The following is a 13,207-nucleotide window of genomic DNA, read 5'->3' on the forward strand; positions in this document are numbered from 1 at the left end:
GGGAGCAGCGTTATGAAGAACGTGTTCGGTGATCGGAAGACGATCATCATCCTGCTGGCGCCGACTCTCGTGCTGTATGTGCTGCTCAAGGTCGTGCCGGTGCTCTGGTCGCTGGGGCTGTCCTTCTTCGAGGGCAACTCGCTGCGCGGCTTCGAGTTCGTCGGATTCCAGAACTTCGTGACCTTCTTCACGAACGACCCTGCGGCCATCCAGTCGCTGTGGGTCAGCGTGATCTTCGCGTTCCTGGCCACGGCCGGCCAGATCGCGCTGGGCTACCTGCTGGCGCTGCTCTACGTCTTCGTCCTGCGCAAGGGCTCGGCGTTCGTGCGCACAGCGGTGTTCTTCCCCATGGTGCTGCCCACGGTCGCCGTCGCCCTGCTGTTCCGCAGCTTCGTCGCTGTCGGCGACAATCAGGGTCCGGTCAACGACCTGCTGAATTTCTTCGGGCTCGGCAGTGTCGAGTTCCTGGCCTCGACGATCGGCACGATGGCGGTCGCCCTCGCCATGACGTTCTGGAGCTCGATGGGCTTCTACGCCGTGCTGCTCTACACGGGCCTCCTGGACATCCCGGACGAGCTGATCGAATCGGCTCGCCTGGACGGGGCGAACGGGTTCAAGCTCGTGCGCCACATCATCGTGCCGCTGTCGGCGCCGATCCTGATCTCCTCCCTCATCTTCAGTTTCAATTCGACGCTCAAGGTCTTCGACAGCCTGCTCGCGCTGAACAACGGCGGGCCGGGCACCTCGACCGCCCCGCTCACGCTCTACATGTACCGCACGGCATTCGAATATGCCGAGTACGGGTACGGCAGCACGATCGCCCTCGTGCTCACCCTCCTGTGCCTCGTGTTCACCCTTGCCGTGTTCCGCTCCTCGAGCCGGAAGGTCGACGCCTGATGACCGCCACCCAGACCCTCACCACCGGTCGCGACGTGTCGCGGAAGGCGCCCCCGCCGCGGGTGCAGCAACCGCTCTCGCGGCGCGCCAGCCGGGCCCTGCGCCGCATCCCGGTGTGGATCATCGTCGCCCTGCTGCTGGTGATCGTGCTGTACCCGCAGCTGTGGATCATCCTCGGATCGTTCAAGACGCAGGCGGAGTTCCTCTCCAACCCCACCTGGTCCCTTCCCGAGTCCTTCAACCTCGAGAACTACATCCAGGCGTTCACGCGCGGCAACGTCGCGGTCAACTACCGCAACAGCCTGCTGGTGACCCTGCCCTCCGTCGCGATCATCGTCCTGCTCGGTGTCGCGGCGGGATACGCGCTGGAGGTCATGATCTGGAAGGGCCGTCACACGACGCTCCTGCTGATCCTCGCCGGCATCATGGTGCCGGGCCAGATGATCCTCGTGCCGCTGTTCACCGTGTACTTCCGGGCCGGGCTGTCCAACACGCTGTGGCCGATGATCCTCACCTACATCGTGATGGGTCTGCCGCTGACGACCTTCCTGATGGCGGCGTACTTCCGGGCGATCCCGCGCGAGATCTTCGAAGCGGCGACGATGGACGGCTCCGGGCCGCTCAAGTCCTTCTTCGTCATCGGGCTGCCGCTGATGAAGAACGCGATCATCACGGTGGCGCTCGTGCAGTTCTTCAGCGTGTGGAACGACCTGCTCATCGCGCTGACGTTCACGACCAAGCCCGACCTGGCGACGATCCAGGTGGGTCTGCTCAGCCTGAACGACCAGTACGGGTCCACCCAGTACGGACCGCTGTTCGCCGCGATCAGCATCAACATCGTCGTGCTGCTCGTGGTCTTCGTATTCTTGAACAAGAAGATCATGGCGGGCCTGGCCGCCGGATCGCTGAAGGGCTGATCGTGTCCGCGCAAAGAATCGCGTTCCTGCACACCGGTGCCGTCGTCATCGCGCCCGTGATGGAACTCGCCCGCACGCACCTGCCGGGCATCGCCACGGTGAACTACCTCGATGACAAGATCGTCGCCGATCTCGGCGACGACGAGCTCGCGGCATCCGTCCCCGATCGCCTTGCCGATCTCGTCGACGCGGCTCGCCGCGCCGGTGCCGACGCCGTGATGCTCACCTGCTCGTCGATCTCGCACCTGGCAGCGCCCACCGCCGACCGCGTCGGGATCCCGGTACTTCGGATCGACGAGGCGATGGCCGATGACGCCGTCGCGACGGGGGCGCGCATCGCGGTGCTCGCGACGCTGCCCACCACGCTTCGCCCGACGCTCGCCCTGATCCAGGAGCGCGCCGACCTCGCCGGCAAATCCCCGACGATCGTCAGCGAAGTCGTCGACGGCGCTTTCGCGGCGGTCTCCTCCGGCGACCGCGACACGCACGACCGGCTCGTGGCGGCCGCGATCGAGCGGCGGGCTCCTGGGGTGGACGTGGTCGTGCTCGCGCAGGCATCCATGGCCTCCGCCGCTGAAGCCGCCGACGTGTCGGTCCCCGTGCTGACGAGCCTCGTTCCCGGGATCACCCGCCTGAGCCAGACCCTCGCCGCGCGCTGACCAGGCCCGCGCGCGCGCTGACCCGGCCCGCGCGCGCTTCGCGCGGCTCTTTCCTGTTCCCGCGGCGTGAATCTGTGGCGCGGGAACAGGAAAGAGCCGCGCGGGGGGATGCCTCGGGCGCGGTGCGCTGCGCTGCGCGGACCGAAGCACACCGGCGCGTCAGGCGGTGAGGTCCTCGGCGGTGCGAAGGTCGGTGATCAGCGTCGTGACCCACCCGCCGGCCAGCGCGCCCTGGATCGCATCGAGTTTGCGCGGACCCCCGGCGATGCCGACCCGGCGCGGGATGCGCATCAGGTCGTCGACCGGGATCGCGATGATGCGATCGTCCAGGTCGCCCCGCACGAGCGATCCGTCGGCGCGGAAGATGCGGTGGCAGATGTCGCCGACGGCGCCGGCGCCCAGCAGATCGGCGCGCTCCTCAGTCGCGAACGCGTTGCCGCTCGTGGCGAGGACGTTCGAGGGCTCGATGCTGCCGATGCCCATGATCGCCATCGTCAGCTCGCGCCAGTGGCGGGTGACCTCCTGCATCGACGGATCGGCCAGCAGGCTGTCGCGGATGGTGGGCCCGGCCACCACGCCGGGCGCAGGCACATAGACCGGTTCGGCGCCCAGCATCCGGGCGAGCTCGTTCAGCAGGCGGTTGGAATGGCTCTGCGACTCCGGCGCGCCCACGCCGCCGAGCAGCTGCACGACCTCCGTCGCTCCGCGCACCGTGAACGGTCGCAGGCGGTCGACCATGGCCAGGACCGTCTGGCTCCACGACGAGACCCCGATGCGGTCGGTGCCGCCCAGCGTCGCCTCGAGGTAGGCGGCGGCGCCAGCGCCGATGGAGGCGAGGGTCTCGGCCTCGTCGGCGTCGGGGCCGACGTCGACCACGACGGCCTCGGTCAGCCCGTACCGGTCCTCGAGCGCCTCTTCGAGGTCGGCGTACACACCGGGGGCGACGGTGACGGTCGTCCGGACGATGCCGACAGACTCGGCGCGCTTCAGCAGCCGCGAGACCTTCGCCTGCGAGATGCTCAGCGCGGCGGCGATCTCGGCCTGACGCACACCGCGCTCGTGGTACATCCGCGCGATCTTGGTCATCAGACGCACCTGTCCGTCGCTCGGGCGGGCGTAGTGGGTGGTGGACACTCCGCGATCACCTCCCGTCGACGCATCCGTGGGCTACAACAAGTTTCACTATAGAATCTTTATGCATTCTACTCTCCGGTACGCCGGACGCACAGCTCGAAGGAGCGGACATGACGATCGGTGTCACCGGCGGTTCCGGCAAGCTCGGTAGGGCCACCGTAGAGCGTCTGCGCGCGGATGGCCATGAGGTGATCTCGTTCGACACGACCGGTGTCCCCGGCGCGGGATTCACCCGCGTCGACCTCGCCGACTACGGACAGACCCTGGATGCGCTGCTGGGGGTGACCGCGCGTCACGATGGACTCGACGCGCTCGTACACCTCGCAGCCATCCCGGTGAACGGGCTCGTCCCCGACGCGGCGACCTTTCAGAACAACCTCGCGGTCTCGTTCAACGTCTTGTTCGGTGCGTACCGGGCCGGCATCCGCACGCTCGTGATCGCCTCGAGCATCACCGCGATGGGGTTCCCGTTCGACGAGGCGCCGCCCGCGCTGCCGGTGGACGAGTCGTACACGCGCGCGAACAACACGTACGGGCTCGGGAAGGTCGCCGAGGAGGCGATCGCCGCGCAGATGGTCGGATGGAGCCCGGATGCCTCGATCACCGCGCTCCGCTTCACCAACGTCGTCGCAGCGGACGAGTACGCGACGTTTGCCCGCGCTGCCGAGCCGGGGTACCGGCGCGACCTGATCGGGTCGTGGGTGGACGCCCGCGACGGTGCTGCGGCGGTCGCCCTGGCGCTGGAGGCGGCCCGCCCCGGGTACCGGGTGTACAACGTGGCCGCCCCGACGTCGGGCTCGGCGATCCCGTCACGCGAGCTCGCCGCGCAGTGGTTCCCGGGCGTGCCGGTGGCCGATGACCTGGGTGAGTTCGAATCGCTGATGTCGACGCGTGCCATCCAGCGCGAGCTGGGGTTCGCGGCATCCCACGACTGGCGTCGAGCTAGCGCCGTGTGACGAACGACCGCGCGGCCACCTCGACCTCGGCGGTCTCTGAACCAGCTTGAACCGTCACGGTCCGCGGCGCTTCGCCGAGGTTCGCCACGAGCACCGTGGTCGAGTCGCCGGAGCGGGAGCCCACCGCCCAGATCATGCCGTCCGGGCTGTCGCCGGACAGCAGCGCGCCGCCGACGAGGGACGACAGCGCGCGCAGCGCAGCGGCGACGGGGAGGTCTGCCCCCTGCGCGTCGCGGACGCCGCGCTGGCCCCACTCCTCGAAGAACGTGATCCCGGCAACCCCGGGAACGGCGAACGCTGCCGCGCTCGCGATCGTCCACGCCGCAAGCTCGGGCGAGCGCTGACGCTCGTCATCGGCCCCCGTGAACTGCGCGCCGTATCCCTCGGCGAGGTCGGTCCGAGTCGGCGCGCGCTCCGGCGCCGTCGCGACGTTGTTGAACCTCGCGCGCAGGGTCACGGGCCCGACGAACACCGGTCGGCCCTCGGCGATGTCGACCGCCTGGCGGGCGATGCGCCGCTGCATCCGGACCGACTCGATCAGCTGCTCGGCGCCGACGGTGTGGAACAGCGGCGTGGAGGCGAACGCGATGCCGTCGACGTCGCGTGGGACGCGCTCCTGCTCGCGATTCAGTTCGGTGAAGTGCGAGCGCGTGCCCCCCATCACCAGCGCGTCCACCCCTGCGGTCGCCAGCGCGCTGCGCAGCGCGGCCACCGTCGCGACGTCGCTCACGTGCAGCACCGGATCGAAGGCGGCGATGCGCCGCACCCGTGCGTCCGCCAGCAGGGCGACGAGTTCGTCGAGGATGCGGGCGGCATCGTCCGCCGGCAGCACGACGCGTACGTCGAGCGGGAGCGCGGATGCCGCAGCCCGGTCCAACGCCGCGCGCCAGTTCGATGAGCGCAGATCGAGCTCGACCAGCAGCTCGTTCGAGATCGGCCCGGCACCGGCCGGCGCTGCCGGTGCAGGGTCGGGCGCGGTGGACGCGCCGACGGCGATCGCGGGGAAGCGACCGCCCTCGCTCAGCACGATCCGACCGGCGGATGCCGGAACCTGAACCGCTCCGGACGTCCGGCGCGCTCGGACCGATATCGTCTGACGGACGCGCTCGACCGCAGCGACCCGGTACGGGAAGGGGAGGCCGAGCGGCCGGCTGTAGGTCTTGAACGAGGCATCCGACCAGTTGCGCTGGTCCTCCATCTCGAACACGTCGCCGTCGAAGACCAGCGAGACCTCGAAGCCGTCGTCCAGCCAGGCCAGCGCTGCGATGTCGAAGACCGGCTGATGCGGGCTGATCGCCTCGGGGAACGCCGTCTCCTCGGTCTCGCCGTCGGCGTGCGTCGCCCGCAGGGGCGCGCCGGCCAGGTGCGGGGGGTGCAGGACGACCAGGCCGGTCCGGTTGGTGTCGAAGTCGCCCTCCGACTCGAGGTCGCAGATCACATCGAGCCGGTCGGCGCGCGCCTCCACGCGGACGACGCCGCGGAAGCTCGACCCGAGTCCATCCGAGCGCACATGCAGCGTGAGGGTGGCCTCCGTCTCGCGCACGAGGTCCACGATCAGCGCAGCGGTGCCCCAGTCGTGGTCGCGGACGACGGCGCGGATGCTGCGCAGCAGCGTCCGGCCTTCGAAGGCGATGTCGGCCAGTTCGTCGTCGCGCAGGCGCAGCGACCACGCCCCGCTCCGCCAGGTGCGGGACGGGCTCGACCACGACGGGGCGACGCCGGTCATGACTAGAGGGTCGTCATCCCGCCGTCGACGGCGAACAGCGCGCCGGTGGCGAACTCGGCGTCGTCACTGGCCAGGAACACCATGATGCCCTCGACGTCGTGCGGCGAGCCGGCTCGTCCCAGAGGGATGCGGCCGATGATCGCGGCCCGCGCCTCGGGGTCGGAGGTGATCGTGGTCACCAGCGAGGTCTCGGTGTAGCCCGGCACGACGGTGTTGACGCGGATGTTCCGGTCGGCGTACGCCGCGGCGACGGTGCGGGCCATGCCGTGGATGCCGGCCTTCGTGGAGCTGTATGCGGTGAAGTCCTTGCCTTCGCCGTTCAGGCCGGTGGGGCTGCCGGTGAGGATGATCGATCCGCCGCCGCTCGCCAGCATCGCCCGTACGGCGTGCTTGACGGTGAGGAACGTGCCGGTCAGGTTGATGTCGACGGTCTGACGCCAGACCGCGAGGTCGAGGTCCGCGATCTGCGCGTCCTTCCCGAACAGCTGCACGCCGGCGTTGGCGACGACGACATCCGGCGACCACCCCTCGGCGATCAGCAGCCCGAAGGCGGCCTCGACGGATGCCTCGTCCGAGATGTCCATCACGGCCGCCCGCGCTGCGGTGCCGATGTCGGCCACCGCGCGCTCGGCTGCGGCCGCATCGCGGTCGGCGATGATCACCCTGGCGCCCTCGCGGGCATAGCGGGCGGCGACGGCGTAGCCGATGCCGGTCGCCGCCCCGGTGACCAGGGCGGTCTTTCCTTCGAGCCTGCTCATCAGTGTCTCCTCCGCGGCCGAACCGCTCAGCGCTCGATGTGGTCGAGGTGCAGCATCCGAGCCAGGTTCTTGTCGAGCTCGTCGTCCTGGAAGATCTTCTTCCAGTCCTCCTTGATGATGCTCTCGCGACCGTAGTCCATCGCGATCAGGCATGCATCGCTGAACGGGTTGTCGCCGCGGAGCCCGTTGGCGAGGGCGACCTGCGTGTGGCCGTACAGGATGCTGCGGGCAGCAGCCTCGGGCACGCCCATCGTGTGCACGGCCTCCTGCAGCGCCTCGTTCAGCAGCGAGCCGATCATGCAGGCGACGGTCTCGACGAGGGTCGGCTCGAGCTGAGCGAGCTGCTTGATGGTGACCCAGTGCACATCGATGATCGGCGCGTAGATCGCACGGACCGTCGCCTCGACGATGGCCGCCTTGGCGGGGTCGTCGGACTCGATCGCGGCGATGGCGTCCTGCGGGGCTGCGATGCCGCCGAAGGTGTCCGCCCACTCCTCGGGCGTCTGGCGCTGCAGGAAGATCGACGGGTGGCACGGGTGCGCCACGGCCTGGATGATGCCTTCGCGGGTGGTCAGCAGGCCCGCGTACGCGGCGGCGGGGTCGAGGGTCAGCACGATCGCTCCCTCCTTCATCAGCGGCACGACCTGGCTGGTCACCGGACCGAGCGCGAGGTCGGGGACGGCGAAGACGACGATGTCGGCGTCGAGCACGGCGTCGTTCAGCTCGGTCAGCTCGCGACCGGCGTCTCGCGTGCGCTCCTGGCCGGCCGGGGAGTTCTCGACGTAGCGGACGGTGTGCGCGGTCTTGACGAGGTTGTTGGAGACGCGCATCCCCATCTTCCCGCCGGCGCCCAGGACGGCGATCGTGTAGGACTCGGTGCTCATGGAGTGCTCCTCAGGTATTCGAGTGTGGTGCGGGTCCAGTCCCGCTCGGTGGTGATGGTGGTCTGCGGGTCGCCCTGCCAGGAGAGCCAGTGCTCGACGATCTCGTTCACACCGCGCTCCTGCGGTCCGACGGTCTCGCGCAGGTGCGGGTAGTCGTGCAGGCCCTCGCCCATGCGCGCACCGCCGTAGGTGAAGCCCACCCAGCCCGGCTGGCGCGCGAAGGCGAAATCCTTCACATGCACGTTCTTCACGCGCGGGGCGGTGAGCTCGACGCAGTCGCGTGGGCGCTCCAGGCGGGCCACGACGTTGGCGGGGTCCAGGCAGATGCCGAGGTGATCGCTGCCGATGGCATCGACAACGCTCAGCAGGTCGGTGGTGGCGACCTGCTCGTAGGTCTCCAGGGCGAGGGTGACGCCGGATGCCTCGTAGTCGCTGATCGCAGCCCGCAGCTGCGACTCGGCCTCGGGCAGGGTCGGGCGCGAAGCGGGCCCGAACAGCATGGACCGAACGAGTACGGCGTCGAAGACGGCTGCGAGATCGAGGAAGCGAGTGAGCCGCTCCGGCTCGATGCCCTTGGTGCCCAGCTCGATGGTGATGCCGAGGTCGCGTGCGGCGGCGGCCGCCTCGCGGAGTTCGGCATCGGTCATCGACTCGAGCGGTGCGTAGTCGCAGATCTGGAACAGCTCCACATCCAGCTCGCGCGTCGCCTCGAATGCGCCGCGCAGGGTCAGCGGTTCGTCCACGAGGTCGGAGTGCTGCCAGAAGAACGCGTACGTGCCGAGCCCGATCATGCGCGCTCGCCTGCGCGGGATTCGAGGTCGGCAAGGGCGGATGCCTCGTCCAGCACCGCGACGAGCGCGTCGGGGTCGTGGGCGAAGCGGCCGAGGAACAGTCCGTCGACGGCGTCGCCGAGTTCGGTGAGCAGGCCGGGGCCGGCCGAGCCGCCGTAGATGACGACGGACCCGGCGCGGGCCGGATCGCTTCCCAGTGCTGCGCGCAGGGCGCGCGCGACGGCGACGATGTGCTGGGCCGGTGCGGGCTGCGGAGCCCCGATCGCCCAGACCGGCTCGTAGGCGGCGATGACCGGTCCGGCCGGGGCGCCCTCGAGGTCGCCCTGCAGCTGCGCGATCGTCGCGGCCGCGGCATCCGCCCCGCTCATCCGCTCGGTCTCGCCGATGCAGAGAACGGGGGTGATGTCGTTGCGCAGCGCCGCCGCGGCCTTCGCCGCGACGATCTCATCGGTCTCGCCGAACAGACGCCGGCGCTCCGCATGCCCGATCTCGGCGACGCGGACGCCCACCTCGGCCAGTTCCGGTGCGCTCACCTCGCCGGTGAAGGCCCCGGCATCCTCGGTGGCGACATCCTGCGCGCCGATGAGCACCGGGGTGCCCTCGAACGCCCGCACAGCAGGGAGGATCTGCAGATAGGTCGGAATGACGAAGAACCGGACCGCGCCGGAGGCGACGGCCGGGTGATCGCGCACACGCTCGGCCACGCGCGCGAACCAGTCGGCAGCCTGCTGATGTCCGAAGTACATCTTCAGGCTCACCCCGACGGTGACGGGTCCGCTCATCGGCTCAGCAGCTTCCCGTGGTCTCGTACTGCTCGAGGACGGCCACCTTCTCAGCCGATGCCGACGCGGGGTCGAACCGGTACGTGAGCCACTCGCGGACGAGGCGCCGGGCGAGTTCGATGCCCACGACACGCTGCCCCATGGTGAGCACCTGCGCGTCGTTGGAGAGCACGCTGCGCTCCACCGAGAACGAGTCGTGCGCCGTGACCGCGCGGATCCCGGCGACCTTGTTGGCCGAGATGGCGACACCCAGGCCGGTGCCGCAGATCAGCAGCGCCCGGTCGGCGTCGCCGGCGGCGACCAGTTCGGCGGCGGTGATCGCGACCTTGGGATACGGGGTGTGGCCGTCGGCGTCCACGCCGACGTCGACCACGGAGGCGACGCCGGGGTTGGCTTCGAGATCCTTCTTGAGGATCTCCTTGTAGTCGAAGCCGGCGTCGTCGCAGCCGATCACCAATCGCAGGGGCTGTGCCTCGGGAGCGGTCATGTCAGTTCCTTTCGTTGCCGTCGAGCAGTGCGCCGACGGCGGTGACGATCAGTGCGAGGGAGTGCGCGCCGGGGTCGGGCGTGCCGACGCTGTTCTGGCCGTGGGTGCGAGCGCGGCCCAGCCGGGGAAGGAGGTCGGCGGTGGATGCCGCGGCCCGCGTCGCCGCGTCCGCGGCGGCCGACCAGGCATCGGCCAGGTCCGCACCCGCGTCGACCGACCGGGTCAGCTCGCCGCTGAAGGGGACCAGCGCATCGACCATCGTCTTGTCGCCGACCTCGGCTTTGCCGTACGCCATGACGGCGGCGAGGCCTGCGGCGACGCCGGAGGCGACATCGGCCGGCTGCGGCGTGCCGCTGTCGCCCAGCTTGCCGGCCAGCGACGTGAGGATGACGCCCCACAGCGCGCCGGAGGTGCCGCCCGCCTTGTCTGCCCAGGCGTCTGCGGCGCGCACCAGCACCGTCTCGGCCCCTGCGCCGGCATCGCGTGCGGTGAGGGCGGCGTCGCGGGCGGCGTGGGAGCCGCGCTGCATGCCGATGCCGTGGTCGCCGTCGCCGGCGATCGAATCCATCCGGCCGAGCTCGTCGACGTGCTCGTCCACAGTGGCTGCGATCGTGGCGACGGCATCGGCGACGATCGTCGCGGCCGCGCAGGACTCGTCGTCGGCCGGCGGGATCGCCGTCACCTCGGCCGGTTCGTCGGCCGCGGCATCCGCCCGCGCAGCCGTCGTCACCGAACCGCGGCGGTATGCGGGTGTGTCGACCGGGGTGTCCCAGAGGCGCTCGAGCTCGTCGTCCAGCCAGAACAGGGTGAGCGAGGTGCCGGCCATGTCGAAGCTCGTGCAGTACTCGCCGACGTGCGGATCGACCGCCTGGATGCCGGCGTCGGCGAGCAGCTCGGCGATGCGCCGGTAGACGACGAACATCTCCTCGTACTTCAGGGATCCGAGGCCGTTGAGGATCGGCACCGCCCGTGCGCCGTCGGCCGATACGCCGTCGGGAACCTCGTCCAGCAGGCGGGAGACGAGGAGCTCGGCGAGTCCGTCTGCGGTGGGGATGTCGGTCTCGTCAACGCCCGGTTCGCCGTGGATGCCCAGGCCGATCGCCATGCGGCCCTCAGGGACGGTGAACAGCGGCTCAGGGGCCCCGGGCAGCGTGCAGCCGCTGAAGGCGACGCCGATGGAGCGAGTCCGCTCATTCGCGAGTGCCGCGACGCGGGCCACCTCCGTCAGCGGGTAGCCGGCCTCAGCCGCCGCAGCGGCGACGCGGAAGACGGTCAGGTCGCCGGCGATGCCCCGGCGCTTCTGCTTCTCATCGGGTCTCGCCGAGAAGATGTCGTCGGTGACGGTGACCGTCTCGCATGCCACGCCCGCTGCGCGGAGCCGATCCTGTGCGGCGTCGAAGTTCAGCACGTCGCCCGCGTAGTTGCCGTAGGTGAAGAAGACGCCGGCACCGGCATCCGCCGCCTTGGCGACCGAGAGGATCTGCTGGGTCGACGGCGAGGCGAAGAGGTTCCCCATCGCCGCCCCGTGCGCGAGGCCCTGACCGACGAGCCCGCCGAAGGCGGGATAGTGGCCCGAACCGCCGCCCACGACGACGGCGACCTGTCCCGTCGGCACCACGGTCGAGCGCACCACGCCACCGGACACGCGGCGCACATACCGCTCGTTGGCCGCGACGAAGCCCGCGATCATCTCATCTGCGAACTCCGCCGGGTCGTTCCAGATGCGTGTCACGATTGCGCCTTCTCGGACTCGGCCGGCTCGATCTCGACCGGAGCGACGCGGTTGCTCCGCGCCAGCAGCACCATCAGAATCGCCGAGATGAGCATGAATCCGCCCACGATCATCATCGGGACCTCGTAGCCCCCGGTCCAATCGTGGACGAGTCCGGTGAGATAGGGCGCGCTGAATCCGGCGAGGTTTCCGACCGTGTTGATCAGCGCGACGCCGGCTGCCGCGGCGACGCCGGTCAGGAAGCGTGTGGGGAGCGTCCAGAAGTTCGGCAGTGCGGCGAAGATGGCCATCGCGGTGACGGTGATGACGGCGATCGTCGCCGCCGGCGACCCGGCGAACAGTGCCAGCGGGATCGAGACCGCGCCGACGAGCGCGGGGACCGCGATGTGCCAGGTCTTCAAGCCCCGCTTGGACGCGTCGCGCGACCAGAAGTACATCGCCACGGCGGCGGGGAGGTAGGGGATCGCGGTGATCAGGCCCTTCTGGAAGAAGTCGAAGGTCACGCCGAGCTGCTCCTGGAAGCCCTCGATGATCGTGGGCAGGAAGAAGGCGAGGGCGTACAGCCCGTAGATGAAGCCGAAGTAGATGAAGGAGAGCACCCAGACGCGTCCGCTGCCGAATGCGAAGCGCACCGAGACGTGCTTCTCCTTCTTCTCGGTCGCGGTCCGCTCGGCGGTCAGCGCGTCGGTGAGCCATTCCTGCTCGGGCTTGGTCAGCCACCCGGCGTCGGAGGGCTTGTCCTTCAGGTAGAACCAGGCGATGATGCCGACGATGATCGCGGGGATCGCGACGCCGAGGAACATGAACCGCCAGCCCTCGAGTCCGAACAGGCCGTGCTGCTGGATGAGGAAACCGGCCAGCGGGGCGCCGATCACCGTGGTGAGGGGCTGGGCGAGGTAGAAGAGCATGAGCACGCGGCCGCGGTACTGCGCGGGCACCCACAGGCTCAGGAACAGGATGGCGCCGGGGAAGAATCCGGCCTCGGCCACGCCGAGCAGGAAGCGCAGCACGACGAGCTGCTCGAAGTTCTGCACCCATGTGAACAGCAGCGCGACGATGCCCCAGCTGACCATGATGCGAGACAGCCAGCGGCGCGCACCGAACCGGTGCAGGGCGAGGTTGGACGGCACCTCCAGCAGGATGTAGCCGATGAAGAAGACGCCCGAGGCGAACCCGAACTGCGCCGCGCTCAGGGCGAGGTCGTCGTTCATGCCGTTGGGTGCCGCGAAGCCGATGGCCGTGCGGTCGAGATAGTTGATGAAGAACATCAGGGCCACGAACGGCACGAGCCGGATCGAGACCTTGCGGATGGCGGAGCGCGCGATGTCCGGCGTGCTCGCGGTGGGGGCGATGCTCATGGTGCTCCGATCAATCGTCTTTGATCCTGGGGGAGTTGCGGACTGCAGTCTGTCCTTCTCCCAGTTTGACAAACCGGTTGACCAATTGCAAGACGCAATGGAAAACCGGTTGACCGCAGCCGCACG

General features: G+C 69.6%; 13 protein-coding genes. 4 read left to right on the forward strand and 9 right to left on the reverse strand.

Going from position 1 to position 13,207, the window contains the following annotated elements; all coding sequences use genetic code 11:
* Nucleotides 1-12 precede the first annotated feature (12 nt).
* The 3 genes from BLT19_RS04450 to BLT19_RS04460 are packed head-to-tail and all read left to right on the forward strand — an operon-like array spanning nucleotide 13 to nucleotide 2,473.
* Entirely contained in the window at nucleotides 13-897 is an 885-nt protein-coding gene (locus tag BLT19_RS04450; RefSeq protein WP_091487009.1) for a carbohydrate ABC transporter permease, read from the forward strand.
* Nucleotides 897-1,814, forward strand: a complete 918-nt coding sequence (locus BLT19_RS04455) for a carbohydrate ABC transporter permease (protein WP_091487011.1) — start codon at nucleotides 897-899, stop codon at nucleotides 1,812-1,814. Before BLT19_RS04450 ends, BLT19_RS04455 begins: the two co-directional genes overlap by 1 nt.
* A 2-nt stretch (nucleotides 1,815-1,816) precedes the next feature.
* Entirely contained in the window at nucleotides 1,817-2,473 is a 657-nt protein-coding gene (locus tag BLT19_RS04460; protein ID WP_091487014.1) for an aspartate/glutamate racemase family protein, read from the forward strand.
* Between the two features lie 159 nt (nucleotides 2,474-2,632).
* On the opposite strand, the gene BLT19_RS04465 is transcribed toward BLT19_RS04460, so the two are convergent.
* Entirely contained in the window at nucleotides 2,633-3,607 is a 975-nt protein-coding gene (locus BLT19_RS04465) for a sugar-binding transcriptional regulator (protein ID WP_091487017.1), read from the reverse strand.
* A gap of 110 nt (nucleotides 3,608-3,717) precedes the next feature.
* Between BLT19_RS04465 and BLT19_RS04470 the strand changes: the two genes are divergently transcribed.
* On the forward strand, nucleotides 3,718-4,563 hold the full coding sequence (locus BLT19_RS04470; protein WP_091487020.1) for an NAD-dependent epimerase/dehydratase family protein: 846 nt from the start codon (nucleotides 3,718-3,720) through the stop codon (nucleotides 4,561-4,563).
* On the opposite strand, the gene BLT19_RS04475 is transcribed toward BLT19_RS04470, so the two are convergent.
* From BLT19_RS04475 to BLT19_RS04510, 8 genes are read right to left on the reverse strand one after another with little or no spacing between them, the layout of a single operon-like run.
* Complete coding sequence (locus BLT19_RS04475; protein ID WP_091487023.1) at nucleotides 4,550-6,289, reverse strand: hypothetical protein; 1,740 nt, start codon at nucleotides 6,287-6,289, stop codon at nucleotides 4,550-4,552. The two genes, BLT19_RS04470 and BLT19_RS04475, sit on opposite strands and share 14 nt — an antisense overlap.
* A 2-nt stretch (nucleotides 6,290-6,291) precedes the next feature.
* Entirely contained in the window at nucleotides 6,292-7,047 is a 756-nt protein-coding gene (locus tag BLT19_RS04480; RefSeq protein WP_091487026.1) for an SDR family NAD(P)-dependent oxidoreductase, read from the reverse strand.
* 26 nt (nucleotides 7,048-7,073) lie between these two features.
* The gene (locus BLT19_RS04485) at nucleotides 7,074-7,931 is read right to left on the reverse strand and encodes a phosphogluconate dehydrogenase C-terminal domain-containing protein (protein WP_091487029.1); all 858 of its coding nucleotides are present in this window, start codon (nucleotides 7,929-7,931) and stop codon (nucleotides 7,074-7,076) included.
* Nucleotides 7,928-8,722 carry a sugar phosphate isomerase/epimerase family protein gene (locus tag BLT19_RS04490; protein ID WP_091487031.1) on the reverse strand — a complete coding sequence of 265 codons (795 nt, stop codon included), beginning with the start codon at nucleotides 8,720-8,722 and terminating at the stop codon, nucleotides 7,928-7,930. Before BLT19_RS04490 ends, BLT19_RS04485 begins: the two co-directional genes overlap by 4 nt.
* On the reverse strand, nucleotides 8,719-9,504 hold the full coding sequence (locus BLT19_RS04495) for a triose-phosphate isomerase family protein (protein WP_091487033.1): 786 nt from the start codon (nucleotides 9,502-9,504) through the stop codon (nucleotides 8,719-8,721). The genes BLT19_RS04490 and BLT19_RS04495 overlap by 4 nt, the downstream gene beginning before the upstream one ends.
* 4 nt (nucleotides 9,505-9,508) lie before the next feature.
* Nucleotides 9,509-9,991, reverse strand: coding sequence for a ribose-5-phosphate isomerase (locus BLT19_RS04500; RefSeq protein ID WP_091487036.1), 483 nt, complete (start codon nucleotides 9,989-9,991; stop codon nucleotides 9,509-9,511).
* A 1-nt stretch (nucleotide 9,992) separates the two neighbouring features.
* Nucleotides 9,993-11,723 carry a dihydroxyacetone kinase family protein gene (locus BLT19_RS04505; RefSeq protein WP_091487039.1) on the reverse strand — a complete coding sequence of 577 codons (1,731 nt, stop codon included), beginning with the start codon at nucleotides 11,721-11,723 and terminating at the stop codon, nucleotides 9,993-9,995.
* Nucleotides 11,720-13,081, reverse strand: coding sequence for an MFS transporter (locus BLT19_RS04510; RefSeq protein WP_091487042.1), 1,362 nt, complete (start codon nucleotides 13,079-13,081; stop codon nucleotides 11,720-11,722). Before BLT19_RS04510 ends, BLT19_RS04505 begins: the two co-directional genes overlap by 4 nt.
* Between the last annotated feature and the right edge of the window lie 126 nt (nucleotides 13,082-13,207).

This window comes from Microbacterium pygmaeum, assembly GCF_900100885.1.
GTDB lineage: Bacteria > Actinomycetota > Actinomycetes > Actinomycetales > Microbacteriaceae > Microbacterium > Microbacterium pygmaeum.